Source organism: Pseudolactococcus piscium, from assembly GCF_002441695.1.
Lineage (GTDB): Bacteria > Bacillota > Bacilli > Lactobacillales > Streptococcaceae > Pseudolactococcus > Pseudolactococcus piscium.
In genome coordinates this window covers 85,932-111,842 of sequence record NZ_JXJW01000003.1, presented here as the reverse complement: position 1 = coordinate 111,842, position 25,911 = coordinate 85,932, and the positions used below count along the sequence as shown (strand labels likewise).

Here is a 25,911-nt window from a genome sequence, read left to right as displayed (position 1 = left end):
AGGGTGTTGATTTAAGATATCCTTACTTCACATCTCAATTGTAACCGTTTGCAAAACGAAGGTAAATAAAAACCTTGACACACTATTTTGTGTCAAGACTTTTTCCCTTGTAAAATTTGGACATGAATGGTTGCCACTTGTGGTGGATTTTGGGCAATCCTTGCCTTTTCTGAAGCAGAAACTTGCCATTCTAGTGGGCTCATGGATAAGAAAGCGTTGCGTAACTGCGGTGGCAGTTCAAACGTATATTTGACTTCTTTTTGTGTATAATCCGGAAAGTTTTCAGCAAATTTACGGATGACCTCCTGATTATCATAGTCAACTGCCATGCCAAATGCCGTCCGTAACTCTTGCAAGTAAAATTGGTCTGGAATCACTTTAATCACTTGTCCATCATCTGTCAAAACACGCTTGAATTCTCGATAATTTGACGGGGTAAAGATATTTAAGACAGTCCCCATGGCCTGATCTGAAAAAGGTAAATTGGTCAAATCAGCCAAACTAAAGAAAGCCTCTAGTTCTGTATACTCACTGGCCATATTGATCCCATCACGCGCGATATCAAAGCCAAACTTACTGCCTTCAACCTTTAATAGATTTAAAAAGCTACCTTCACCACTACCGACATCTAACAGATTACCTGAAGTTAATCTATTTTGAATTTCAGCTAAGACAGGCGCATACATCCCCGCTTGTATCAGTTGCCTACGTGGTTCAAACATGGCTCTGGTGTAATGGGTCGTATCTGGTTTAATCGTTAAGAAGTTAATACTTCCCTTTTTATTCAGGTTATAGGTATGACCATGTTGGCAGATGAGCGCATAGCCATCAAGCTTAACTGATGACTGGCAAATCGGACAGCGCAGTGAGGGACTATTTTTCGCCAAGTATCGCGCAGCTTTATCAATTTTTTTCAGCATCATTTTTCCAGTCTTGTGATTTTTTAACAGGAAACGTCAGGTGACATACTCAAAATAAAACTTGCTTACTTATCTTGTCTGCCGTTTACACTATCCTTTATTATAGCATAGGATATGGTATAATAAAAAGATAACTTAATCAAACCAAACTGGAGAAAATATGTTAATCAGAGAATTTTGTGCAGAGAATTTCACCGATATTCCTCGTGTGACAGCAGCTGGTGTTGAGCGCATCGAGCTATGTGATAACCTTGCCCAAGGTGGGACAACACCTAGCTATGGTGTAATCAAAGAAACAGCCGACTACCTTAGCGAACGTAAAACGACATTTGCGACCATGATTCGCCCACGTGGTGGTGATTTTGTTTACCATTCTATTGAAGTTCGTATCATGGAAACAGACATTTTAAAGGCGCTAGAAGCTGGTACCAATGAATTAGTCTTTGGTGCTTTAACTCCTGAAAATGAATTAGATATCGACGTCCTAGAAACCCTGATGATTGCCAGTCAAGGCCTACCAGTCACTTTCCACATGGCCTTTGATGCCATCCCTTATGACCAACAAAAAACTGCGCTTGATACCTTAGTTGACCTCGGTTTTGACAAAATCCTGATGCATGGTGACAGCCTAGATAAGCCTGTTAACACCGACCGCATCGCTGAATTAGTCAAGCACGCATCAGGTCGCATTCAAATCCTCGCAGGCGGTGGCGTTTCAGCTGAAACTGCCCAATCTGTAGCTGATTTGACTGGTAGCCAGTATGTCCATGGCACAAAAATCATTACATGTTAATCAAAAAAGCTTAGATTTCATCTGAAATCTAAGCTTTTTTTGATTACTAACTGACTAAGTCAATTTCACCAAATGTTTTTCTGAAATCGCTTTGACTTTTTCAACACGGCGAATATATTTTTCTTCTGCAAGGAAATCGGTTGTCATCCATGTGTTGACGATATCTAAGGCGATAGCAGAACCGATGATTTTACCACCTAAACAAAGGACATTACTGTCCGTATGTTGGCGCGCTAATTTCGCGCAAAATGGATCCTGGCAAACAACCGCATCGATGCCGTAGATACGGTTAGCAATCAAGGCTGATCCATACCCTACACCATCAACAAAGATACCCCGAACATTTTCTTGACTCACTTTAAGAGCTGCCGGATAAACAAAATCTGATAAATCTACTGCCGTTGTGTCGTAAGGTCCCATATCTTCAACCTCATGACCCATTTCTGTCAATAATGCTTTTATTTCTAATTTTAATGCAACGCCAGCATGGTCACTCGCCATAATAATTTTCATTTTTTGTTTTCCTACTCCTTTTTTAAGTGTGACTAGTCTTCAATTCGATAGACATCTCGGTCATTTAATTCTTGGATATTACGGTAATTACTACGCAATTTATCTTGTAATAGTTCTTTTTCGGCTGGTGAGATTTTGATTGGTTCTTCCAAAATCACCCAAGTCACTGTTTGGTTAAGTGGTGGTGTCGTCATTGACCCCTTATATGTCCAAAATGTATGATTCTTTGGCAATAATTTATTAATGTCAAACGCAACCAATTTACTTGGATTATTTAATAAGGTTTCAACGCTATTATCAGTACAAGCTTCATCAACATCTACAAAAACTGCTAAAACAAGTTGGTTGATGTCGACACTTTCAAAGGCAAAATGAATCTCAGCTGCATGTCGCTCGCCATTGATCAAATGCTCTGCACCATCATGAAAATGAAAGCGGTTGAGCATATACTCATGACCACGCCATTGTAAATCACCTTCTGCATAGATTTGAATCCCAAATGGGGCATCTTTCACGATAACTTCCTGGTCTTGAGGGAGAGAAATCATTAACGACGTATCAACTTCAGGAACCAATTGTTCTCTTTGGATATCAATCGGTGATTGAGGGATCAAGGTATTATTAGCAAGCGCCCATTTATCTTGGTGCCTGTAATCCAGATGTTTCATCATAGTGACTCCTTTACGAATGCGCGGGCTTACCGCAATGAATTTAAGAAAACAGTTAGGTGACTAGCACTCCTGTGACAGATCTTGCAGTGACGCTTCGTCTCTGCTTTTTCTATCATACCACATTTTTTTATGATTTTTTAGAGAAAAGCATTGCAACATTTTTCTTATGGTCATACAAAGTCTAATGAGTCTGTAACTGAGATTACATCGCTTCTCTCAATCCCATGATAGCCATATGCCATGCGAGTCATCTCGTTTTTAACTTTAATTTTGGATAGATAACCCCTAGAAATAAACCGCTCAAAATGAAAATACCGGCTAATCTGACATCATGAAAGGTGACTAAACTAATCACGACTTGTAACCCACTGATCAGGAGTATCAATCGTCGAATCACTGAGGCAGCCGCTACTATTTTGGCATCAGCCTTTATCGGGTAAAGTCTTGCTAGCATTTGATAGTCCTGAGATTGGCTAATCGGGAGGAGCTGAAACACGAGTAAGTAATTGAATAGTAAGGCTAAAAGCAAGCTAAACAGATCATTATCGATTGCGACCAAGGACAGGATACCTAGACCTGTCAAGCGCAACATCAACATAAAATAATCACCACTTCTCAAAAACGTACGGATGAATAAATAATCGTAGGCCTGTTTTGATTTGGGGATGAGCCGATCCAAATATTTGCGGCGTTTTGCAGTTTGCTTTAATCCCTTAACATCCGTGAACTGGCTAAAAATTTTCAGTATCTTATTTTGTCTATTTCGCTCATAATTAATTAATGGCTGCCATTGGATCAACTGGTGCGCGATGAATGACTGAGATTGCCTCAAAAGCAAGCCATATTTGATACCTATCAAGCCTGCCATCCAGACAAGCACCACCGGTAAAGGTAGGGCGACTAGTGGAGATAGGATGATGACTGTTACAAAAATGACCAGTGTTGGTAGCACCATTGATCGTTTAACCGCGGTTTTTAAATAGACTTGTACTGACTGTTCCTTTGCAAGCAAAAATTGTTGGTCTGCAGTTTCCACAAATGTCGCCAACTGTCCAACAAATAAGATCAATAGGGACACACAAATCGAAATAAGATAACCCGGTAACCAGTGTTCAGGCATTTTTTGCAGAAATGCTGCGTACTGATAGGCCAAAAAGCCAATCAAGAACATGAGGACGAGCACGAAATGGTCATTGAGGACATATCTTAAGTATTTTAGATTTTGCGTGCGCCATTTGGCTCGACGCATGGCAAATAGCGTCTCGATATCTTTAGCCATGTGCTTGCCAACTTTCAGCTGTCAAGGCAACATAGATTTCATCAAGACTCGCATCAGGTAACTTAAATTTTTCTCTTAAAGCCTTCAAATCACCATCCGCAATCACTTGTCCTTCATGTAAGACGATAAATTTATCACAGAATTTTTCTGCTGTTGATAGAATATGGGTTGACATCAAGATTGCTGCACCAGATTTTTTCATGTCTAGCATTAGGGCGATTAAATCATTAATGGCCAATGGATCGAGACCTAAAAATGGTTCATCGATAATATAAAGTGAAGGTTCTGTCAAAAAAGCACAGATGATCATCACTTTTTGTTTCATTCCCTTGGAAAAATTTGCCGGAAACCAATCCAACTTATCCGATAATCTAAAGGTCTTTAATAATTTGTCAGCACGTGCCATCGCAACATCTATCGCCACATCATAAGCTAATGCCGTCACTTCTATATGTTCACGAAGTGTCAATTCTTCATAGAGAGCCGGTTGCTCTGGAATGAAGCCTATTTTTTGACGATAAGCTTCTGCTTGTTTGGTAATTGTTAAGTCATCTAGTGAAATCTGCCCTTGGTAGGGGGTTAATAGGCCAATAATTTCTTGAATCGTTGTCGACTTACCAGCCCCATTTAAACCAATCAGGCCAACAAGTTCGCCATCATTAACTGTAAAACTAACATCTTTCAAGACGGTGTTGCCAAAGTAACCACCCGTCACATTCTCTATTTTTAATGTCATCTCATCTCTTTTCCAATCGCATATCCTGTAGCTAATAGCCTAATTATACCATTTTTTCATGCGCCAACTAAATTTGGAGGTTACCTTACCTGTTGAATATCTGTGACTAACCTAATACTGCACGACAACTATCTTGCATTATCAATCCAAAATCGTTTCACCCAGACTTGATGTTCAGGATCAAAGACGCGATTCTCTAGTCGACCATTGTTGCTAATAATCACTTGTTCAGAGCCGATGTTTGTTTCATCGCAGGTAACTAAGACACGCGATATGCCAATTCTTTTTGCCTCAATTAACGTCTTTTCGAGTAGCAACTTACCATACCCTCTCCCTCTCTCAGATGGACAGATTGAGTAGCCGATATGACCGTCAAAACTTAACAAGGCATCATTTAATCCCGTTCTCAAATGAGACATGCCCAGTATTTTATGGTCACCTGTTCTAACCAAGATAAATTGGTAGCCAGAGACATACTTCTTGTTAGGCAAGGTTGCTTGATCTTCGTACAGGGATAAGTTAGTTAGCCACTCTGTAATCGTTGCTGCAGTGTGTAGCATTCTTGCCCCATTAATGAGTTGATCCGACTCACCAAATTCAGATTTATAGGCCAATATTGCTTTTTCAAATGCTAGACTTGGTCTTAATAAGTTAATTTCTGTCATCTTATCCCTTTTCTATTCTTTCTTCAGTATAGTCGTTTATCTGTATCGTCTGACAACCTACTTCTCAGTCATAAAATGTTATACTAGTATTATAGCAATAATTAAGAAGGGGAGTGGTAACATCATGACAGATTGCATTTTTTGCAAAATTATCGCCGGAGAGATTCCTGCTTATAAAATTTATGAAGACGATGATATCTTAGCATTTTTAGACATCACACAAACAACCAAGGGACATACCTTAGTGATTCCAAAAAACCACGTACGAAACGTACTTGACATGACAGAGGACCAAGCAAAGACTTTATTTGCTAAACTCCCTAGCATTGCAGCTAACATCACACGTAAATTAGGGGCAAGTGGTTTGAATATGCTACAAAATAATGAAGCGATTGCCGGTCAAACGGTCTTTCATGCCCATGTCCACTTGATTCCGCGCTATAGCTCGGACGATGGCTTTAAAGCAAGTTTTACAGAACACACGTTAGACCTGAAAGCTATCCAGGATAGTTTAATTTAAACCCAACCTCTTGTTAACACGCGAAAAATTAAGGAGATACTATGGGACTTATCAATTATTTCAAAGATCTGCATGCCATCGGTAAAGAATTCGTCTCTGAAAGCCAGGACGTCAAAAAACACCTAGACGACGTTAAAATCGAATTAGCCTATGCTGAATTAGTTGCACTTGATATCCAAAAAGACATCAAAACCTACCAGTTTCAAGTCCAACTGAGAATAGAGGCAATTCAAACGCTTTCGGATAAGATAAACAAAGAGATCTCAACCTGATTGAGGTCTTTTTTGATGTTTAATAAAGGGTCAGATATAAAAAGAGAGACAGGTTGGTGCGCATCAAGCTTCATCATCCAAAATTTTATAGATTATGGGTCACATCAAAATTTTATTTGTCTAAACTATTAGTTAATTATTAATGTTATAATAGATTGCTATATAAAACTGATACTAACACCTAAACTTGAGGAGACGACACATGTTAAAAACCTTAAAACGAGAAGTAATTACACCTAAACCAGCTCATAGAAAATGGCAATTACTAGGTATGATGTCTATCATACTTGTATCATTCGCCCTCTCATCAGAGCACGCTGGTGCCAAGACTAAATCTAAACCTAGTAAGCCTGCAACTGTCGTTCAAATTGTCGCTAAGGAAGAGATACTACCAAAGCTGATAACCTATACAACAGAGAAGTCACCCGGCCCAACTGAGAACTATTATTGGGAAAATGGTCCTGCTCAATTATCTGACTTTGAGACATTAAAGACAGGAGAAAGCAAGTTTTCAGCTGATGCTAAGGGCCGATCTAGTAGCGCACGCGCCATTTTAACTTATGAGCAGTATCAAGCTTCAAAAGGTGCGCGTCAAGGAAAACCTTTGGATCCTCCAAATTGGCCGGCTGTAAACCCAAAAGTTGCGATTAGATTTTCATTAACTGGTAAAACCTATCATGGTTACCAGTTCAATCGCAGTCATTCCATCGCCGATAGCTTGCTTGGCAAAGCAGCTTACACCTCAAACTATAATTTTACGACTGGTACAAGAACTCAAAATGTTGGCGCAAATCAAGATGGTGGCATGAGATATGCTGAAGCACTTGTAGAGAAGTATTGGCGTTCTCATAAAAAAACAAAGGCAACTGTCAGCTATCAAACGACGCCAATATATCAAGAAAGCGAAACGGTACCTCGTGGATCTGTCGTTGATATCAAGTCATCTGATGGTAAACTGGATACTGAGATTGTTGTGATTAATAGCGCTGAAGGATTAAGTATCGACTATCAAGCTACTAGTTCAGTTGCAGCAGTAACAGCCCCTGAAGCTCCTAGCCAGGCAAATGCCCAACCTGATCCTACGCCACAACCTACGCCTGCACCTGCGCCCGAACCAGTTGCACCAGCTGCTGTTCCTGATACAGCTTATACAGTGAATGGGAAATGGTCTCTCGCTGCTCCTGGTATGGTCTTTATATCAAATACGAATAAATACTACAGTCAAGTAACTATTCCAGCTAACTATCGGTATGTTAGCCAATCAGAAGCTGATGCTTCTGGCGCCTCTCGTGCACCTCACGGTAATCAATATGCAAGGCCTTAATGGCTTGTAGCTATGCTATCCACTTAATTTTATTTTTTACACTTACTTTTTAAAATGTAACTGCTTTTAAAGCGCTAGGCCATATTGAATATATGGTGCCGATTCAAAAGTCAAAAGATAGGCAGTGTGACAAGTCTCATCATTTAATACAGAAAACCCGACTGAGTTTAATTTCAAATTCATCCGGGTTTTTTTATTGTCAAACTATCTGTCATTATTTTATGACGTATAACTAGTAGACGACATAAACGATCGTGACTGATATATGTCGCGCTATCACCTAATATCATCGTAAGCACCTTCAAAAATCCTATTTTTTTCTAAATCCAGATCATATCCTGTACTCTATCACGCAATTGAAAATCCATACTTAAAGAACTCTCAAGACATTTCAAAGGCAAAAGAAGCGATCGTCCTCATTATCCAATCTGTTCTAAAAGTTTACAAGTTTACAATTGAAAAAGAAATAAAAATAATCAGAGTGTTAAGAAGTTATTTACATGGATTCGCTTTTTTATATATAGCAGATTTATTTAATATCAAGACAGTAGATGTGGCCGAAAGTTTTGATTTAGGCCTTGATGCACTCTTATCAGGACTTGGACTTGATTGACTTAAGTCATTAGGATAACCTTCATTACCGGACACTCATATCATCAGATCTCACTCTAGCCGAAATTTACAGTGATTATATAAAAAAAATATAGCTTGATTTAAATTCAATCACGCTATATTTTTATACGTTTTCTTCTCAACATCAGTCAAAATAAATCACTATCATTTTTCAATAGTAGAGCAAAAATAGCCCCTGTTTTTATACCGTATTCTCCCGCTAAATCAAGGTAATAAGCAGATAATCTCCTATCATCAGGTCGCTTCAAACGAATTTAGTATACTGGTCATCATATCGCTATTTTTCTCAAAAAATGATGGTAATGCCATACTGACAACAACTACATAATCCGTTTCTGTTTCTAAGAAATAGTATCTAGAACTAACTTTGACACCTTCAGAAACAAGTGGTACGATGTATGTTTCGCCTTGATAACGTGTCGTTTGAAAAGGGTTCTTTTCAATTTCCTCTGTTTTAACAGTGATGTCATCTGAAGACATAAACTCACTGCTAACTAAGTTTTTAAAAACAGAAAAATTTTCCAGATTTATTTTCTTTACGCCAAAAACCATCAGGTTCTCTGATTCATCCTCGCTCCCAACACACAAAGAAACCCCCTCCTCAAGTGTCATATCCTGCCATGCCTTTAACGTATTTATTTTATACTTATTCCCATCAATTTCAAAATTTTTTTCAACCAATTCGACCTTTTTGGGAGCAGAGGACTCTGGAGTTTTTACAGGGTCTTTCTTTTTGGATGATTGCACCTTCTCGGTCTTTTGAGGACTTTTCGATTTTTCTACCTTGTCCTTAGGATTTGCTGTACAACCGGATAACACTAAAAGCAAACCAAACACCATTACTATTTTTTTCATAAATACTCCTAAAAAAATCTTCTACATCATACGAAGATTTATAATTAAACTTAACGACAATTTAATTATACCACAAAAACAAACAGCTGTTATGATATGAGGTGTTTTTATAGTCTGATTCCCAATCCAAATTCTAGCTTTTTATCCGATTCTTTTCAATACATCGTCATCATCGGATTATTAGCGACCATTTTCTCTAATCTGTCATTGCAACGACTTGCTTAAATCATAAGCACACGATACGTTACTTACAGAAAATATCTGCTAAATTTGATATAATAAAGTCATCGGAGGGTCCACATGAAAAAAATTTTAAGCGTATCTGTCGCAGTTTTAAGCATTGCACTTCTCAGTGCCTGCTCAAATGCAAATCAGAACAAAAAGAAAAGTGTTTCTAGTTCATCATCAAAAATAGCGCGTAAATCTATCCCATCTAATTCTGAGAACCTAAGTTCCTCTAAAGTGGAAACTGGTAAGTCAGAAGAAACTAGTAAAACAGAAGAGATTAGCAAAACAGAGGAACAAAAAACGGCTTCACCTTTATCCGGTTATAGCGATGAACAAGTCGAGTATGCACGTGTAACCGAGACAATTATTGATTATTATAAATACAATTATCAACCAGTTACGATTAGCGTGACTAAACACGGTGCAAATCATCAGGTATTTCCTTATGAAGGTTCTGTAGTCGTGCCACAGGACACTGTTACTTTGACATTTAGTTCTAATAATACAATGGCTGGAACAACAAATATTACTTACAGTTCTAATCATGATGGGACTATCAACTTTTATAGAGACCCTAATCATTATCAAGATGAAAGATATCTCACAGATCCTACTTGGGTTAAAGAGGAATCTAAAAAATTACTCGATAGTGTCAAAACACTCCCAATCCCTATTTCGTTTGATAGTCAAGCTGCACAAATTATCTCTAAAATTCAAATTAAATAAAGTAGCGGACTAAATTTGCGATAAGTTATGACTTTGGACATCTCTATTTTTGTAATGAATCATTTGATGCCTTCTATTATTAAGTCCCATCACAAATATGATTTTTATATCTTCGAATCTTACACTAAGGTTAACCATAGTTTGTCATCAATCGTGTTGCAGAGAAACTTTCTATTACGTTGTTTTTTTAAAGGGCACAATATTGTGTCCTTTTTTGTGTCCTATCCTTTTATTCTTAGGTCTCACAGGAGCCAAAAACGATATGAAGATATTGTAAAAAGCCCTAAATATTGAGATTTTAGCAACTTATAAGACGTTATAGATAGGATTAGTGGAGTCGAGAAACATAACCAACTGTATTTCAATATATACTAATTGACAAAAAGAGCATTTAATAAAGTTCTTTACATTCAATAAGTAGACTACATTTCTTGTATTTTTTAAAAACGCCCGCCACGATCATAAAATCATGAAGGGATTTACTACATTATCAAAATTTCAACACTTGACCAACTTGAATAAAGTCAGGATTAGTAATTCCATTCGCTGATACAAGACGTTCTACCGTCGTGCCAAATTGTGCTGCAATCCCGCTTAAGTTTTCGCCGTATTGTACAACGTGAGTTTGACCAGTATTCACAACTGGTGCACTAGTAGATGCATCTAATGTCTCAACATCATATACGCTGATCCAGCTCATGATACCGTCAAGCAGCACCTTATCGCCTGACTTCTCGATGATTTTGTAAGAAGTCCCCTTAACCCAATCAGGAATAGTCTCGCCAGTCGCATAGACACTAGAGCTAAAGTTGACTTTGACCGTCATGCCCACTTCTTTAGCGTTGCCCTTTACTTGGTCAGCTTCTTTACCTGCTTCAATTGCTGGCGTTTCTGTTTTGGGCTTTTCGGGATTACCTCCGATATAGCCATTATCCGTCACACCTGATAAGTCGATATTACCATCTAGACCTCCAGCCAAATAGGTTGACGTGAATTGGAACACTTGAATATTGTCCCACGATGGAAAATAGGTGTAGTTCGGAATAGGCGTGACATTGTAATCTGGATATTGGGCCATCCACAAGCCAAACTGGTTTGATATTCTAGTTAGGTCGAAGTTATCTACAAGATAGCTCTTATAGCCATACAAAAGAGGTGTGTAGCCACGGTCTTTTATGTACTGTAGAGACCATAATGTGACATCTGTGTTTTGGTAGCCTGACTCAGCATCTAAAGCTACAATAGAGCCTTTAGGCGTCTGAACTTGAGCAAGCATCGTATCGAGTACATACTTGGCTGTACTGTAGTCTGCTACATTTTGCCACCAGATGTATGTGTGTGCACGTTTTCCTTGTGCAATTGATGACTGCACCTGTGATGCATACGTTGATTGCCAGTAGATACCTGAGCCATTATAGCCACCAATCTGCGAGATGGAAAACTTATCATGTGCATAGCCAAATTGGCCTTGTCCACCTTGGTAAACTGCCCAGTCTACACCTTGGTCACCCACCGCTGCAAACGCTGGTGATATGCTAGCAAAAAGCCCTAGCGCGACCGCTAAGACTGCTACTGATTTTTTTAATTTCCTCATTTTTCTTTATCCTCCATATCAACACCTTTTGATTTTAGGTATTGTATTAGCTCTTGAATCATCGGATTTACTTGGCAAATCAACTGAATCATTCTGGCAAAAAAGAAAAATAGCGAGGTATTAATCACAAATACTATTTCATTTTTGTATGTCGTTGATCCTGACTTATCCAGAAATTCAAACACGGCCCAAAAAATACCGATTGTGACACTATCAATTACGACCCTTTTCTTTAGCGGTGGGTTCATTTTCTCGCCTTCCTTAAGCCACGTCAAGCCCAAAATAATTAAAATCAGGCAAGAAATGCCAATTAGTTTATATTCCATATTTCTCCTTTTTAAACGCATGTTTGTATTGAGTATTAGCATACCCATTTGTAGTATTAATTAGTCATTCTTTGCTGTCAGCAATACCACATATTATTCTCCTATTCATCATAAGATCGCATCAAAATGATATAAAAAACAAAACCCGATCGCTCAGAAGCTGCCTTTTCTTTATGTCATAATAATATAACACGTTTTCATTGTCAGTTTTGCTCCAAAACAAGACCCACGGCTCGCCATGACTTGATTAATTATAACTAACAAAGCCTGAATCGAACAGAAATCATTAAGTGCGTTATCCTAAAACTAAACCATTATTATCAACATTATAAAAGCATATCAGTAAATATTTAAACTTCGAATTTGTAAGCTTTTACAAATAGTTTATATTGTGAATCAGTTAGAGTACCTAATTCAACAGCCGTTCCATTCTTTGTAGCAATGCCAGTAATCGCACCCCAAGCTTTAGGGTCTGAAAAAGCGATCATAACGCCATCTATTGCAGAGTATCCTGTTCCTTTATAATTAAATATAATTGTCATTTTCTTTTCTCCTTTTTGATTATCATTAGTATTGCCTTTTAGCAATTCAAGCCAATAACGTGCTTGAATTCCCCTTGCTGGTTGATTAGGATTAAACGGACGTTCATAATATCGTATGAAAATATCCGCTAATACTTCGGGAGATTGTGTACTCTTAGTAAACTGTGCAAAAGTCATGTTTGGATTGTAAAATTGTTGACTATTTGCGACTTCCCATTCTAATCTCTTGCATTGGCTAATAACATCTTGATAGACTAAACCATTACTTTGTGCCCAATTGATATACTTGGTTGCTGGGGTCCATTGAACAAGACCATAGCCGCCACTCATGTTACCAATCCGGTCGCTTTCCCAACGGTCTGCAATGATCCCGCTTTCGCTCTGCATATTGCCTAACAGAGCTGAAACAGACTGTTTGGTCCAGCCACGAGATGTAAGGTAATTCCAAATTTGTTCTGCTACTTGTTGTTGTGCCAACATAGCACCTCCTCATATATTTTCTTGTAAGACTTGTATTTGATAATTTTCAATCTATATCTGCCTATATATCCGCAAGCCTTATACTGTAATTTTATCAGCTATTTTCATCTATTTATCCGACGTTTATCCGATAACCACATAAAAGTAATATCAAAAAGACAACGCCTGATCGCTCAGAAGCTGCCTTTGTCTTTATTTCAATAATGTTAATATAACACGTTTTTATTGTCAACTATAGAAAAGCTTATCAGTAAATATTTAAAGTTCGAAATTGTAAGCTTTTGTAAATAGTTTATATTGAGAATCAGATAGTGTACCTAATTCAACATGAGTATCATTTTTTCTTGCACCTTGTTTTATCCATTCCCAAACTTGTCCGTCTGAAAAAGCAATCATAGTGCCATCTACTGCTGAGTATCCAGTTCCTTTGTAAACAAATGAAAGTGTCATTTTCTTTTCTCCTTTTTTCTTATCTGTATTTGTATTTGTATTTGTAAGCTCATCAACTAAATAATTAGTTAAGTTGACGAACGTAACTCCTGTTGAACTATTAAACGTACTCAATGCATGTGTCCTAACAACCGTCCCATTATTAGGATATGATGCATCAAGACCTCCATAAGGAGCCCCATAGTTAGCTTCTCCTGTAATTACTGTATCGCCATCAATACCTAATACAATTCCAGTATGTCCAGCACCATAAGTGCCGTAATTACCATTATTAGGTGAGATTGAAAATAAAGAGAATGCTTGCGGCGTACCGCTTTTTGAAAATTTACCGCCATTAGCACCTATAAATTTATCAACCATTTCAAACCCATTACCACTAGGCATCGCTAATTGTACATCGTCTCTTGTATAGTTTTTCAAAAACCATTGACTAAACAATGTACAGTTTGAATGTGCTGCTGGTGAACCTCCCAAAGTACCATACCAAACCCCTGGATCAGAAGGTAGTGAAGTTGATAGATACTTATTCATTAAGTCTTTTGATTTGTTTCTTGTTAATCCTGAAACCATTTGTCCCCTTTCTTAAAATAAAACATACAGTGCGCACTATATAGTTCTTTAATCATAAGACTTGTGTTCGATACTTTTCAATCTATATTTGCCTATCTATCCACAAGCCTTATAATGTCATTTTATCAACTATTTCCGTTTATTTATCCGACGTTTATCCGATAGTCATATCAGACCATATGCAGATGCAAACTGTAGTAAAGAACTATTTAGATAGTCACTATACCTGCTAATAGAATAGCCTGACATTTCAGCTAATTTCCATTGAGGATAAGTTGTTTCATCTAAATATTTTTTTCGCAGTATGCTACTTTGTAGTAATTCACATCTTGCAACACTTTTTTCTATCTGTTCAAGCTGACTGATCACCTCTATATAATCACTTAAATGTGAATCAATTGTCCCTTTGCCTCCTCTTGGTATATCTGAAAAAGTAGGAGATTTGAGGTTGGGAAATTTTATTTTTTTGAGTGCCTTCAATTGTCGATAGTTTTTTAAGAGTTTACGACTTTCAACAATTGCTTCACGTACTTGTTCCTGACTATATAATCGTTCTAATCCTTCCATTCCTCTTCCCTTCTAACATTATGGGCTTTTTTCAACTTAACTAAGCGAGGATAATTTTGAACCAGTATGTCGGCAACCTCCTGACCTCTCATATTAGGTAGTCATTATCATACCTACAAGATAGCTATATCATTAAATTAAGATTTAATATAAGAGAAATTAGTTTTTTTGTATATAAGCACTTGACACAAATGCATAAATATCCTACAATGTAGACATAGTTAAAACACCTAACAAAAGCGAATTAAACATTCTCTCAGAGCGTTATAAGGGCTTTTTATAGGCTATTTATATACTGCTTTACTTACTTATCTTACAAAAACTATTGTATGATATCCGTACACATTTGTCAAGTTTATTTGTACGTTTTTAATACACTTTTTTCTTATATTACGGAGAGGTTTATAAACATGGACTTGTACGAGAAAATTAAAGGTCTCGCATCATCACAAAAAATATCAATCCGGCAATTAGAGGAAAAGCTAGATATCGCTAATGGTACCATAAGACGTTGGAGTAAATCGAATCCCTCAACTAGTGCCGTAACCAAAGTTGCTGACTACTTTCATGTCTCAGTTGACTATCTTCTCGGACGTGAAGCACTTTCTACCACAAGAGAACCAATTGACCTCGCGGATCTAGTAGATGAAAGCAAGATAAACTGGGATGAGTGGGTGTCATTTGATGGTAAACCTCTTACCGATGAAGTTAAGACTGCCATGAAGTTGATACTTGGCAAACGTTTAGAAGACTGATGAGGTAAAAATATATGGATAAACAGGATCTTATATATTTCCTCATCAGTGAAATTAAAAAACAAGGGTTTGATGTCGTTGCTAACAATTTATTTCCACTAGCTGCTGTGGTCAATATCAATAAGAAAGTTCTGATATATAACCCGACGACTATTACGCCATTTAAGCTGGCGCATGAGTTAAGCCATATCATCAATAAAGATTGCCATAGGACTAATGACTATGATGCACTGAGTGTTCACGAGATCCGTGCTAATCGTGAAGCAATACTAATGCTATGGCAAGTGTTTGAACAAAATGGTGGTAATTATAGCTATTTCAGTTTCTTTGCTGATTTAACAGAAAGTCCATTTGAATTGGCTTATACAATTATCAGTAATGAGTATCACGACATGCTTGAGGCAATAACTGAAATTTATGAAGATGATCTATCAGTAGATATAGAAAAAAGCCAGTTGCACAAATATGTACTTGACTATATTAGTAGTTGTAATGAATTGGAATCAATTAACCTCTATAGCTTCCTTGATTCATACCATCTTGATTATGATCTCTATGATCTAGCCAAGAAAGAATTCTCTAAGTTGTTGGGTGTGGCATAAGGATAGGTCACTCAGATTTGCAGACAACCATGAACGTCTATACACATATCACTCAAAAGGCTATCGATGATATTGGTGAAAAATTTTCTAAATACGTGAATTTTTAAAAGGACGCAAAACGTTGTGTCCTTTTTTGTGTCCTTTTCTTCGAAAACTATATAAAGTTACAGATAAGAAGAAAACAAAAAAGCCCTAAACAATGGGCTTTTAGCAACTTATAAGAAGTTATAGATAATATTATATGGAGCCGAGGGGAGTCGAACCCCTGTCCAAATGCCTTGCTATATCAGCGTCTACAATCATAGGGACTGTCTAAATTTAACAAGCTAACGAGACAAATCCTCGAACAAAGTCAGCTTGCGATTCTCTTAATCTCTTCTTTGATGTCAAGACACCATCAAATCGTATCCTACTAAATTAGGCCATCAAGTCGTCATAGGCGAACGAAAGTCAGGCACGCAGGCTGTGGTTTAGGCAGCTAAAGCGTAAGTTTGTGTATTTTTAGCAGTTATATTTTTCTGCGACGGTTTATAGTGACGTCTCACTAATCGCAGCTCATACGCGACAACACCTGTCGAATCCAGAACGACCCCAAATGCTGATGTGATCAAGTTGCCACAGCAAATGTTCAAAAGGTCTAGCAAGCGACCTCTTGAAGCTCCATTATAACATCAAAGATCGACTTCTACAAGTTTTTTGTCACCCTCGGTAAGTGTTAATTGCCCATGGAACTGGTCTGTTAGTCCTGCCATCAAAGTGGTCATCCGGTCTGTGTCACAAAAACATATCAAGCTGACCTTATCGGTAAATACTGGATCCGAGATGGTGAGCCCCTCAGAACTCAAATATCTAGAGACATTATCAAATAAGCTATAGTCCATCTCTAACATCATCTGGGTTTGCTCAACAATCTGCACAAGACCGACCGCATCTATGGCATGATTCACACTGCCAGCATAAGCACGTATTAACCCGCCTGCGCCAAGTTTAATGCCGCCAAAATAACGGGTGACAACTGCAACCACGTTGATGATTTCTCTTTTCTTTAAGATATCAAGCATTGGCATACCTGCTGTACCTGATGGTTCACCATCATCCGATGTGCGCTGTATCTCTTGCTGTTCACCAACCGTAAAGGCCGATACATTATGATTAGCTTTATGATGCTGTTTTTTAACAGATGTGATAAACTCACGCGCTTCTGCTTCACTATAGACACGCTTTAGTTGGCAAATAAAACGCGATTTTTTAATCTCTTCTTCAAAGATAAAATCTGATTTAATCGTTATATTCATCTCAGGGGTTTCTTTCTCTCATTTTTTAACTAGACGATTGCCTTCTCTTTATTGTAACATTTCTGAGAAAATGTCGTATATAGCAGTATGGAAAACTTATTTGGCCGACTACTCACCCAGCAAGAACTGGGTCCTGACATGTCCCTTTTACCACAGGATGTCATCCGGTTAGCTGGTATGGCAATAACAGGAAAAAACGTCATCTGTAAGCGATGTGGTACGACATCATCTTGCCAAGCAGTCCGACTTGAAATTTCGGCCTATTTTTGTCCTGAATGTCTGCAACTAGGTCGCGTTAGATCTGATGAATTTCTCTATCACTTACCGCAACAGCCCTTTAAAGGGATAGACGCCTTACTTTGGACTGGCACACTGACGCCTTATCAGGCAGACATCTCTAAGCAACTCGTACAGGCAGTGGATCAAAAAAAGCAAATTTTGGTCCATGCGGTAACAGGTGCTGGTAAAACAGAGATGATTTATGCAGCGATTAGCAGCAGTATTGCTAGTGGTGGTGCTGTTTGTATCGCAACCCCTAGAACTGACGTCGCTCGCGAACTCTATACGCGTTTGTCTAACGATTTTTCTGTCCCTATCTCACTCCTGCATGCCGATAGTCCCCCATACTTTCGCACACCACTTGTCATTTCGACAACACACCAGCTTCTCCGATTTAGAGAGGCATTTGATTTACTGATCATCGACGAAGTAGATGCCTTTCCTTTCGCTGATAACCCTGCACTTTACTATGCAGCTGAGCATGCACAAAAAGCAGCAGCTACTCTGGTTTATCTGACAGCTACTTCTACTGATACCCTAGACAAACGCGTCAGCTCAGGCCTATTAAAACGGATTACCTTATCCCGTCGCTTTCACGGCCACCCACTCGTAGTTCCCAAACCAATTTTTAGCTATCCGGAAAAAATCATCTACTGGCATATCCAAAAACAGCGGAAAACCGGCTTTCCCTTATTACTATTTGCACCTGTCATTCGGTTTGGGCAATCATTTACGGCCCAGTTAAGCAAGCTTTTCCCCCACGAGAAGATAGGGTTTGTTGCATCCACTACTGAAAATCGCTCTGAGATCATCTCCCAGTTTCGCAAAGGTGAGTTAACGATTCTAGTTTCTACCACCATATTAGAACGCGGGGTCACGTTTCCAAAAGTTGATGTCTTTGTACTCGAAAGTCAGCACAGACTCTTTACAGCCTCTAGTCTGATACAGATTGCTGGACGGGCTGGACGTAGTATTGAGCGGCCGACTGGTCTTGTCTATTTTTTTCATAATGGCCTAACAAAGCAGATGACCCGTGCTATTTCTGATATTCGCAAGATGAATCGACTTGGTGGCTTCTCATGAACAGCTGTCTTTTATGTGCCACACCCATTCGGATTAGGCATTCTTTTTCAGATGTTTTTTTATCTAGGCAGACCCAACAAGTGATTTGTCAATCCTGTTTTATGCAGTTTGAGTCCATCTCTGATAGACATTGTGAGATCTGCTACAAGCCAGACATATCAGGAGTTTGCAAGGATTGCAAGCTCATTAAAAACCCAGTCATGCATCGTGCCATTTTTCATTATAATGACTTTGCTAAAACTTATTTCAAACAATACAAATTCAATGGCGACTTTAGGTTAAGAGCAGCTTTTAACCAGATACTACGCCTTAACCTAAAAGGACAACAAATTATCCCTATACCAGTGTCAGCAGAAAGGTTACAGAGTCGGGGATTTAATCAAGTCACAGGCTTTTTATCCAGCGCCAACCTACCCTATCTAGCCTTACTAAGTAAAAGAGAAACCGAGCATCAGTCACATAAGACAAGAGTAGCTCGTCTATCCACGGATAATCCCTTCAGACTTAACACGTTATCGAAGTTACCAGACAGTGTCTTGATTTTTGATGATATTTACACGACAGGTACGACACTTAAACATGCCATAGCTATCATAAAAAACGCAGGTTGCCCCCGCGTTTCTACCTTTTCATTATTTCGTTAACCTTAAAAAATCAAAGCCCAGATTTTAGGCAAAAAGATGAATAGGCCGACAATCACAGCAAAACAAGAAATAAATAGCACTGCACCAGCTGCCATATCCTTGGCATTTTTTGCTAACATCGAGAAATGATACTCACTAGCTAAATCCACAACATTTTCAATCGCAGAATTGATGATTTCTGCAAAAATAACTAAAAAGATAGCCAGTAGTAAAAATAGCCAGTCTACTTTAGAAATGCGAAAAACAGCACCTAAACTCATCGCGACTAGCGCACTCACTGCATGCTTACGTAGGTTACGTTCCTCACGGAAGGCTGTGATAATACCAGTTAAGGCAAACTCGAGCGATGCATAGACAGTCTGGTTTTTCCATTTTTTTTCGGGTTGTTTATCTCGTAAGGCCATAAGCAGTCAAAATCTCTTCCTGGAGAGCGAACATCACTTTTTCCTCTTCTTCAATCATGTGATCATACCCATTGATATGAAGAAAACCATGTACTGCTAGAAAACCCATTTCTCTTTCATAACTGTGACCATAGTTATCTGCCTGCTCTTGTGCCTTTTCTATCGAAATAAACAGCTCGCCAATAAAACTATCGAACTCTTCTAGCTCTGCTTGTAGTGCTTCAGGCATGTCAAAATCAGCATCAAAGCTAATCGTCTCTGGTTCATACTCTAAACTGACCACATCTGTCGGTGCATCTTTGCCCCGATAGTCTTGGTTTATTTTTTGAATTTCATCGTTCAAGACATAAGTAATCGCCATTTCCTTATGCTCAGGTAAATGGATGAAATTTGCTGCAAAATTCAAGAGCTTTATCGTCTCTTGTTGCATGTCATCAGAAACTTTTCCCGTGTTATCAGTCATTTCAATATACATGATTAGACGTTACCTTTCAATCATTTGTACTTGTTGTGCTTGTGTCAAGGCTATCAAGCTGGTCTCTATTTTTATGGATACCTACCAGGTCATAAGCTTCATAGGCTTGTATAATTTCAGCTACGACTGGATGTCTCACGACATCTTTGGCAGAGAAATAAACAAAGGAAACTTGTTTAATTTTAGCCAGTTTATCCTTAGCATCAATCAAGCCTGACTTGGTTTTTCGTGGTAGGTCAATCTGACTAATATCGCCATTGATCACCATTTTTGAGTTGAAACCAAGCCTTGTTAAGAACATTTTCATCTGCATGGTGGTTGTATTTTGTGCTTCGTCCAAGATGACAAATGCATCATCTAACGTACGACCACGCATATAAGCGAGCGGCGCGATTTCGATTGTTCCTCGTTCAAGCATCCGCTCCACTGTCACTTTACCCAACACTTGGTGTAAGGCATCATAAATAGGTCTTAGATAGGGATCTACTTTTTCTTGTAGATCACCTGGTAAAAAGCCTAGACTTTCGCCAGCCTCGACTGCCGGTCTGGTCACAATAATTCGCTTGACTTGACCACGACGTAAAGCAGTTGTCGCTAGAACAACTGCTAAATAGGTCTTGCCTGTGCCAGCAGGGCCAATACCAAAAGTAATATCATGATGCAAAATGTCGTCAACATAGATTTTTTGACCTAAGGTTTTAACACGAATTGGCTTACCATTACTATCCTTGGTAATCTCTTCTTCGTACAGTGCGATAAATTTATTAATCTCACCATTTTTCGCCATCGTGAAGGCAGTTACGACATCCGGTGTATTAATCGTCTGCCCTCGACTGATGAGTACTAATAATGCTTGTAAAATAAGTCTCGTCAGCTCATTTTTCTCATCTGAATCGGAAACAACTTGAACTAGCTCACTACGAAAATGGATAGTAATGCCTAGCGCATCTTCCAGGTATTTCAGATGCTTTTCCTGTGTACCAAAAAGATTGGTACCATCATCAGGGTGATTTAATTTGATATCAAGCGTATTCAAATAAGGTCATCTTCTTTCTTATCATCTTTTGCTACTGCATCAAGTGCTGCCTTTTCGCGTGCCAATCTCAATTTACGATTGGGATTAAACTTATCAAATAAAGCCGCAATTTTTTCAGGTGGCCATGCATCAGCAGATGCGATAAACTCACCTTCTTCACTTCGATTACCAATAATTTTAAATCCCATTAATCACTCCAATCATCAAAAAACAACTGAATAGCTTACTTATCAAGTATTTACTACTGTTTAGTCTACAAACTCAAATTCAAATTTACCGATGCGAACAATATCACCATCTCTGGCACCACGGCTACGAAGATCTTCATCAATGCCCATACCACGTAACTGTCTAGCAAATTTAAAGACAGAGTCATCATGATCAAGATTTGTCATCATAAAGAGTTTCTCTAATTTTTCACCAGATAGTGTCCATGAGGCATCATCTTCACGTGAAATTTCATAGTCACGTGCACCTTCATCAAAGCCATAGTAAGCTTCTTGATCTTGACCAGCGAAATCTGCATCCTCATAAAGTGGAAATTCAGGTGTTTCACCAAGTAACTCATTCGTTGCTTCTAGTAGATTCTGTAACCCTTGTCTTGATACCCCTGATACTGGGAAGACTTGCGGTTTATCTTCAAACTCATCATAATTCGCAGCTAATTTAGCCTGAAACTCAGCTAAGTTTTCTGCTGCATCTGGCATATCCATTTTGTTAGCCACGATAATCTGTGGTCGCTCCATCAAACGTAGGTTATACCCTTCTAACTCATCGTTAATGGCAACGTAATCATCATAAGGATCGCGACCTTCCATACCACTCATATCAATGACATGAAGGAGCACACGTGTCCGCTCAATGTGGCGTAAGAACTGTGTCCCTAACCCAATACCTTGACTAGCACCCTCGATTAGGCCTGGCATATCAGCAACAACAAAGCTATCGCCATCGCCAACTCTTACCATCCCGATATTAGGGACAAGCGTTGTAAAATGATAAGCGCCAATCTTAGGACGTGCATTAGAAATAACACTTAATAACGTTGATTTCCCAACTGATGGAAACCCTACGAGACCAACGTCTGCTAGTACACGAAGCTCCAACACTAAGGTTCTCTCTTCACCTGGTTCACCATTTTCGGCAACCTCTGGTGCAGGGTTTCTAGGTGTTGCAAAACGGATGTTACCACGGCCACCTCGGCCGCCTTTTGCGACAGTAAAGGTTTGACCCGGTGCTAATAAATCGACTAAAATCTTATCTGTTTCAAATTCTTTAACTGTTGTTCCTTGGGGAACCTTTACAATCAAATCCTCTGATCCACGACCGTGCATCCCTTTATTCATCCCTTTTTCGCCTGGTTTCGCCTTGAAATGGCGATTATAGCGGAAGTCCATAAGCGTACGTAAGCCTTCGTCGACGATGAAAATCACATCACCACCTCGACCACCATCACCACCTGCAGGTCCACCATCTGGTACATATTTTTCACGACGGAAGGACACGGCACCATCGCCACCTTTTCCGGCCTTTACTTCAATTCGCGCTGTATCTAAAAACATTGACATCTTGTCACCTTGATTTTCTTTAAATTTATCTATAGTTACTTCTATTATAACAAAAAACGTGGGCTTTCGCTCACGACTTCGATTATTAGTTAAACAATAATAATGAGGCAGGTCAATGTGCATAGAAAGCACTGATAAATCCTTGATGGCTAAAGGAGTGTATAAGAAAACAGGCTTACGCCTGTAGACTTTTTTATGCTTTATAGACTTTTGCTTCGGCAGTATTTGCCCAAACAAAATGACCTGGTTTAATTTCTTGGAAACTTGGTTTATCTGTCTCATAGTCATGCATTGTATCATCATAAACAATGAGTTGCTTTTCTCTTTCAAGTGCTGGATCAGGGATTGGCACAGCAGACAACAAAGATTTTGTGTAAGGATGGATTGGATGATTAAATAATTCTTCCGTTTCTGCCATCTCAACAATGTCGCCACGATAGATAACTGCTATCCGATCACTAATAAAGTGAACAACAGAGAGATCATGAGCAATAAAGAGATAAGTCAGCCCTTTTTCTTCTTGCAACCGTTGTAACAAATTCAGTACTTGTGCTCTAATCGAGACATCTAAGGCTGAGATAGGTTCGTCAGCAATGACCAGACGTGGCTCCATGACAAGGGCACGAGCAATCCCAATACGTTGACGTTGTCCACCAGAGAACTCATGAGGATAACGTGATAGATGTTCAGGTAAGAGGCCAACTTCTTTAAGCATGGCTTCGACCTTAGCTTTACGCTCAGCCTCATCCTTATACATCTTAAAGTTATGTAGCCCTTCTGAAATCACGTAATCAACCGTTGCGCGTTCATTAAGTGAGGCTGCTGGATCCTGAAAAATCATTTGAATATCTTTAATCAACGCTTCTTTTTCTGAGTTCGCTAATTTTTTATTAATTTTCTTACCATCAAAAATGATATCTCCATTTTCGATCGTGTTTAACCCCATAACTGCACGACCAATTGTCGTTTTACCGGATCCAGATTCACCTACTAAGGCAAAAGTTTCCCCTTTATAGATGTCAAAGTTGGCATTTTTTACGGCAATATTTTTATTTTTACCTTCACCAAATGAAATCGAGAGGTCTTTTATTTCTAGTAATTTCTCAGCCAAGGTTTACCCCTCCTGCTTTATCATAAATTTTGAGCATCTTAGCATGTAGGTCTTGAATGCCTTCAGGCTTACTCAACTTTGGTGCACGATTGTCAAGCAACCACGTTTTGGCCCAATGCGTATCACTGATTGGGAATTTTGGTGGAATTTCAACAAAATCAACAGCCATCGGACTCGGGTTACGAGGGGCAAAAGCATCCCCTTTAATCTCCGAGTATAAAGACGGTGGCGTCCCTGCAATCGAGTAAAGCTTTTCTGTTGTCGCAAGCTGCGGCAAACTTGATAACAAAGCCCAAGTATAGGGGTGACGGCTATCATAGAAAATATCTTCAACCGTTCCATATTCAATAATCTCACCAGAATACATAACCGCTACTTTATCAGCAATTGATGCAACAACACCTAAATCATGCGTGATAAAAATCATGGCAAACCCATATTCTGCTTTTAATTCTTTTAAAAGTGCAATAATTTGTGCTTGAATCGTCACATCTAGCGCAGTTGTTGGTTCATCACAAATCAATACTTTTGGACGAGAAGAGAGCGCGATTGCGATCACGATACGTTGGCGCATGCCCCCAGAATACTGGAATGGATACTCATCATAGCGTTTGGCTGCTTCGGGAATCCCAACTCGATCCATTAGATCGATTGCGATTACTTTTGCTTCTTCTTTTGTCTTACCTTGATGCTTAATGATTGTTTCTGAAATTTGACTGCCGATTGTTTTTATCGGATTAAGTGACGTCATCGGATCTTGGAAGATTGTCGAGATTTCAGCGCCTCGAATTTTTTCCCATTGTGAGTTTGTTGTTAACTTTGTTAATTCAGTGCCTTTATAGAAGACTTGACCAGTAGAAACAGAGCCATTTGACTCTAACATCCCTGTAAAAACTTTAGTAAAAACTGATTTTCCAGAACCAGATTCTCCTACAAGTGCCAAGGTTTCGCCATCATGTAAGTCTACTGATATATTACGAATGGCACGAAGTGTCCGTTTTCGTACTTCAAATTCAACACTGACATCCTTTGCAGAAAGGATTACATTTTCGTTTGACATGAGCTATCCTTTCCTATTAATGCGTACGTGGATCACTAGCATCAGCAAGTGTTTGACCAACGATGAAGAGTGAGACGGTTACCATACCTAATACTAAGACAGGTATCCAAAATAGATACGCATGACTTGTGATATTGTCCGTGTAGTTAGCAATAATACGACCAAGGGAAGGCGTATCCGCAGATAAACCAACACCTAAGAAGCCTAGGAATACTTCATAAGAAATAAACATCGGTAGTTGTTCACTAACAATCGTCACAATAACGGAAATCAGATAAGGTAAGATGTTCTTATTAATCATCGTGCTTGCTTTTGTACCTAAGGTACGTGACGCAATATTGTACTCACGATCACGATACATCATCACCTGCACACGGATTTTATAGGCAACCGAAATCCAGGATGTGATACACATAGCAAGGAGTAAATTCCAGAAACCTGACCCAAAGGCATAAGAGAAGACTAACAAAATCAAGATTAAAGGAATATTACTTATAATATTGTAAACCTCAATCATGACTCTATCAACACTTTTTGATAGTCCCCATATAGCACCTACGATTACGCCGATAAATGTTGTAATCACTGTCGCTAGCAAGGCAATCGAAATCGATGTTTTAGCACCAGCCCATACTGCATTAAATAAAGATTGGCCTGTTGAGTCTGTCCCGAACCAATTTTTGAAATTTGGGTAGTTATAGCGTAGGCTAAAGTCGTCTATCTTACCAGAGTCAATCACTGTATACCCTGAAAATAAGGGTTGGATAAAACTCATGAGTAACAAACCAACGAGTAAAACCAACATCGCGACAGCAAATTTAGATGAGAAAAATTTTCTCATCACACTTCTCCAATAAGAATAAAGGGGTGCTGAAATTTTTTCTGACTCATCGCCATGAGCTGCTACAAATTTAAATAATTCATTTTCTGCCATT

The 25,911-nt window shown here is 38.8% G+C and carries 31 protein-coding genes, 1 other RNA gene and 1 pseudogene; 11 read left to right on the top strand and 22 right to left on the bottom strand.

The genetic code is table 11. The features are described 5' to 3' along the window. Window positions 1-92: 92 nt before the first annotated feature. Window positions 93-920 carry a methyltransferase domain-containing protein gene (locus RU86_RS02395; protein WP_096813885.1) on the bottom strand — a complete coding sequence of 276 codons (828 nt, stop codon included), beginning with the start codon at window positions 918-920 and terminating at the stop codon, window positions 93-95. 160 nt (window positions 921-1,080) lie between these two features. Between RU86_RS02395 and RU86_RS02390 the strand changes: the two genes are divergently transcribed. Further along, window positions 1,081-1,713 (top strand): copper homeostasis protein CutC, encoded by a 633-nt coding sequence (locus tag RU86_RS02390; RefSeq protein ID WP_096813883.1) that lies wholly within the window; start codon window positions 1,081-1,083, stop codon window positions 1,711-1,713. 54 nt (window positions 1,714-1,767) lie between these two features. On the opposite strand, the gene RU86_RS02385 is transcribed toward RU86_RS02390, so the two are convergent. The 5 genes from RU86_RS02385 to RU86_RS02365 all read right to left on the bottom strand — a co-directional run bounded on the left by RU86_RS02385 (window position 1,768) and on the right by RU86_RS02365 (window position 5,577). Next, entirely contained in the window at window positions 1,768-2,226 is a 459-nt protein-coding gene (locus RU86_RS02385; protein ID WP_079507238.1) for an RpiB/LacA/LacB family sugar-phosphate isomerase, read from the bottom strand. A gap of 32 nt (window positions 2,227-2,258) precedes the next feature. Next, window positions 2,259-2,897: a carbonic anhydrase family protein gene (locus tag RU86_RS02380; RefSeq protein WP_096813882.1), complete on the bottom strand. Its 639-nt coding sequence runs from the start codon at window positions 2,895-2,897 to the stop codon at window positions 2,259-2,261. A 247-nt stretch (window positions 2,898-3,144) separates the two neighbouring features. Continuing rightward, a complete protein-coding gene (locus RU86_RS02375) occupies window positions 3,145-4,176 on the bottom strand; it encodes an ABC transporter permease (RefSeq protein WP_096813881.1) in 1,032 nt (343 codons plus the stop codon). Continuing rightward, window positions 4,169-4,912: an ABC transporter ATP-binding protein gene (locus RU86_RS02370; RefSeq protein WP_096813879.1), complete on the bottom strand. Its 744-nt coding sequence runs from the start codon at window positions 4,910-4,912 to the stop codon at window positions 4,169-4,171. The genes RU86_RS02375 and RU86_RS02370 overlap by 8 nt, the downstream gene beginning before the upstream one ends. A gap of 128 nt (window positions 4,913-5,040) precedes the next feature. Next, the gene (locus tag RU86_RS02365; RefSeq protein WP_096813878.1) at window positions 5,041-5,577 is read right to left on the bottom strand and encodes a GNAT family N-acetyltransferase; all 537 of its coding nucleotides are present in this window, start codon (window positions 5,575-5,577) and stop codon (window positions 5,041-5,043) included. A 124-nt stretch (window positions 5,578-5,701) separates the two neighbouring features. Here RU86_RS02365 and RU86_RS02360 point away from each other — a divergent pair, with 124 nt between their 5' ends. The 4 genes from RU86_RS02360 (at window position 5,702) to RU86_RS11995 (ending at window position 8,306) form a co-directional block, all read left to right on the top strand. Beyond that, window positions 5,702-6,097: an HIT family protein gene (locus RU86_RS02360; protein ID WP_096813876.1), complete on the top strand. Its 396-nt coding sequence runs from the start codon at window positions 5,702-5,704 to the stop codon at window positions 6,095-6,097. A 41-nt stretch (window positions 6,098-6,138) separates the two neighbouring features. Beyond that, window positions 6,139-6,369, top strand: coding sequence for a hypothetical protein (locus tag RU86_RS02355; protein ID WP_096813874.1), 231 nt, complete (start codon window positions 6,139-6,141; stop codon window positions 6,367-6,369). Between the two features lie 202 nt (window positions 6,370-6,571). Next, the gene (locus tag RU86_RS02350) at window positions 6,572-7,693 is read left to right on the top strand and encodes a DNA/RNA non-specific endonuclease (protein ID WP_096813872.1); all 1,122 of its coding nucleotides are present in this window, start codon (window positions 6,572-6,574) and stop codon (window positions 7,691-7,693) included. A gap of 307 nt (window positions 7,694-8,000) precedes the next feature. Next, window positions 8,001-8,306, top strand: coding sequence for a TetR-like C-terminal domain-containing protein (locus RU86_RS11995; protein ID WP_179296183.1), 306 nt, complete (start codon window positions 8,001-8,003; stop codon window positions 8,304-8,306). A 254-nt stretch (window positions 8,307-8,560) separates the two neighbouring features. Here the strand turns inward: RU86_RS11995 and RU86_RS02345 are convergent, their stop codons facing one another. Next, a complete protein-coding gene (locus RU86_RS02345; protein ID WP_096813870.1) occupies window positions 8,561-9,181 on the bottom strand; it encodes a membrane lipoprotein lipid attachment site-containing protein in 621 nt (206 codons plus the stop codon). Window positions 9,182-9,481: 300 nt separating this feature from the next. Between RU86_RS02345 and RU86_RS11990 the strand changes: the two genes are divergently transcribed. Further along, window positions 9,482-10,135, top strand: a complete 654-nt coding sequence (locus RU86_RS11990) for a hypothetical protein (protein ID WP_179296177.1) — start codon at window positions 9,482-9,484, stop codon at window positions 10,133-10,135. A 490-nt stretch (window positions 10,136-10,625) separates the two neighbouring features. Here RU86_RS11990 and RU86_RS02330 read toward each other — a convergent pair whose 3' ends face one another. From RU86_RS02330 to RU86_RS02310, 5 genes are all read right to left on the bottom strand, one after another. Next, window positions 10,626-11,729 carry a GH25 family lysozyme gene (locus tag RU86_RS02330; RefSeq protein WP_096813869.1) on the bottom strand — a complete coding sequence of 368 codons (1,104 nt, stop codon included), beginning with the start codon at window positions 11,727-11,729 and terminating at the stop codon, window positions 10,626-10,628. Beyond that, window positions 11,726-12,055: a holin gene (locus RU86_RS02325; protein ID WP_096813868.1), complete on the bottom strand. Its 330-nt coding sequence runs from the start codon at window positions 12,053-12,055 to the stop codon at window positions 11,726-11,728. The genes RU86_RS02330 and RU86_RS02325 overlap by 4 nt, the downstream gene beginning before the upstream one ends. A gap of 350 nt (window positions 12,056-12,405) precedes the next feature. Further along, a complete protein-coding gene (locus tag RU86_RS02320) occupies window positions 12,406-13,077 on the bottom strand; it encodes a phage tail tip lysozyme (RefSeq protein WP_245810456.1) in 672 nt (223 codons plus the stop codon). Window positions 13,078-13,335: 258 nt separating this feature from the next. Continuing rightward, on the bottom strand, window positions 13,336-14,097 hold the full coding sequence (locus RU86_RS02315; RefSeq protein WP_096813866.1) for a CHAP domain-containing protein: 762 nt from the start codon (window positions 14,095-14,097) through the stop codon (window positions 13,336-13,338). A gap of 165 nt (window positions 14,098-14,262) precedes the next feature. Continuing rightward, window positions 14,263-14,664, bottom strand: a complete 402-nt coding sequence (locus RU86_RS02310) for an ArpU family phage packaging/lysis transcriptional regulator (RefSeq protein WP_096813865.1) — start codon at window positions 14,662-14,664, stop codon at window positions 14,263-14,265. Window positions 14,665-15,074: 410 nt separating this feature from the next. Between RU86_RS02310 and RU86_RS02305 the strand changes: the two genes are divergently transcribed. The 3 genes and pseudogenes from RU86_RS02305 to RU86_RS12295 all read left to right on the top strand — a co-directional run. After that, a complete protein-coding gene (locus tag RU86_RS02305; RefSeq protein WP_096813864.1) occupies window positions 15,075-15,419 on the top strand; it encodes a helix-turn-helix domain-containing protein in 345 nt (114 codons plus the stop codon). Between the two features lie 14 nt (window positions 15,420-15,433). Continuing rightward, entirely contained in the window at window positions 15,434-16,021 is a 588-nt protein-coding gene (locus tag RU86_RS02300; RefSeq protein ID WP_096813862.1) for a hypothetical protein, read from the top strand. Continuing rightward, window positions 16,021-16,128 (top strand): annotated as a pseudogene (locus tag RU86_RS12295) (integrase); the annotation flags it as partial. The gene RU86_RS02300 and the pseudogene RU86_RS12295, both read left to right, overlap by 1 nt. Before the next feature lie 132 nt (window positions 16,129-16,260). Here RU86_RS12295 and ssrA read toward each other — a convergent pair. Together ssrA and RU86_RS02290 are read right to left on the bottom strand one after the other, a co-directional pair. Next, window positions 16,261-16,614: a transfer-messenger RNA gene (ssrA, locus tag RU86_RS02295) on the bottom strand. A gap of 78 nt (window positions 16,615-16,692) precedes the next feature. Continuing rightward, a complete protein-coding gene (locus RU86_RS02290; RefSeq protein WP_096813861.1) occupies window positions 16,693-17,316 on the bottom strand; it encodes a YigZ family protein in 624 nt (207 codons plus the stop codon). A gap of 87 nt (window positions 17,317-17,403) precedes the next feature. Between RU86_RS02290 and RU86_RS02285 the strand changes: the two genes are divergently transcribed. After that, window positions 17,404-18,678: an ATP-dependent helicase ComFA gene (locus RU86_RS02285; RefSeq protein ID WP_096813858.1), complete on the top strand. Its 1,275-nt coding sequence runs from the start codon at window positions 17,404-17,406 to the stop codon at window positions 18,676-18,678. Between the two features lie 200 nt (window positions 18,679-18,878). Then, entirely contained in the window at window positions 18,879-19,322 is a 444-nt protein-coding gene (locus RU86_RS02280; RefSeq protein ID WP_096813856.1) for a ComF family protein, read from the top strand. A gap of 2 nt (window positions 19,323-19,324) precedes the next feature. Here the strand turns inward: RU86_RS02280 and RU86_RS02275 are convergent, their stop codons facing one another. The 8 genes from RU86_RS02275 to oppC all read right to left on the bottom strand — a co-directional run bounded on the left by RU86_RS02275 (window position 19,325) and on the right by oppC (window position 25,910). Further along, window positions 19,325-19,726 (bottom strand): diacylglycerol kinase family protein, encoded by a 402-nt coding sequence (locus tag RU86_RS02275; RefSeq protein ID WP_047916186.1) that lies wholly within the window; start codon window positions 19,724-19,726, stop codon window positions 19,325-19,327. Continuing rightward, window positions 19,710-20,201, bottom strand: coding sequence for an rRNA maturation RNase YbeY (gene ybeY / locus RU86_RS02270; protein WP_096813854.1), 492 nt, complete (start codon window positions 20,199-20,201; stop codon window positions 19,710-19,712). The genes RU86_RS02275 and ybeY overlap by 17 nt, the downstream gene beginning before the upstream one ends. A 16-nt stretch (window positions 20,202-20,217) precedes the next feature. Next, a complete protein-coding gene (locus tag RU86_RS02265) occupies window positions 20,218-21,237 on the bottom strand; it encodes a PhoH family protein (RefSeq protein WP_096813852.1) in 1,020 nt (339 codons plus the stop codon). Continuing rightward, window positions 21,234-21,425, bottom strand: a complete 192-nt coding sequence (locus RU86_RS02260; protein WP_079507339.1) for a hypothetical protein — start codon at window positions 21,423-21,425, stop codon at window positions 21,234-21,236. The genes RU86_RS02265 and RU86_RS02260 overlap by 4 nt, the downstream gene beginning before the upstream one ends. A 60-nt stretch (window positions 21,426-21,485) precedes the next feature. Further along, the gene (gene obgE / locus RU86_RS02255) at window positions 21,486-22,805 is read right to left on the bottom strand and encodes a GTPase ObgE (protein ID WP_079507341.1); all 1,320 of its coding nucleotides are present in this window, start codon (window positions 22,803-22,805) and stop codon (window positions 21,486-21,488) included. A 193-nt stretch (window positions 22,806-22,998) separates the two neighbouring features. Continuing rightward, window positions 22,999-23,916 carry an ATP-binding cassette domain-containing protein gene (locus RU86_RS02250; protein WP_096813851.1) on the bottom strand — a complete coding sequence of 306 codons (918 nt, stop codon included), beginning with the start codon at window positions 23,914-23,916 and terminating at the stop codon, window positions 22,999-23,001. Next, entirely contained in the window at window positions 23,909-24,976 is a 1,068-nt protein-coding gene (locus tag RU86_RS02245) for an ABC transporter ATP-binding protein (RefSeq protein WP_047916193.1), read from the bottom strand. The genes RU86_RS02250 and RU86_RS02245 overlap by 8 nt, the downstream gene beginning before the upstream one ends. 16 nt (window positions 24,977-24,992) lie before the next feature. Continuing rightward, the gene (oppC, locus tag RU86_RS02240) at window positions 24,993-25,910 is read right to left on the bottom strand and encodes an oligopeptide ABC transporter permease OppC (protein WP_096813850.1); all 918 of its coding nucleotides are present in this window, start codon (window positions 25,908-25,910) and stop codon (window positions 24,993-24,995) included. Between the last annotated feature and the right edge of the window lies 1 nt (window position 25,911).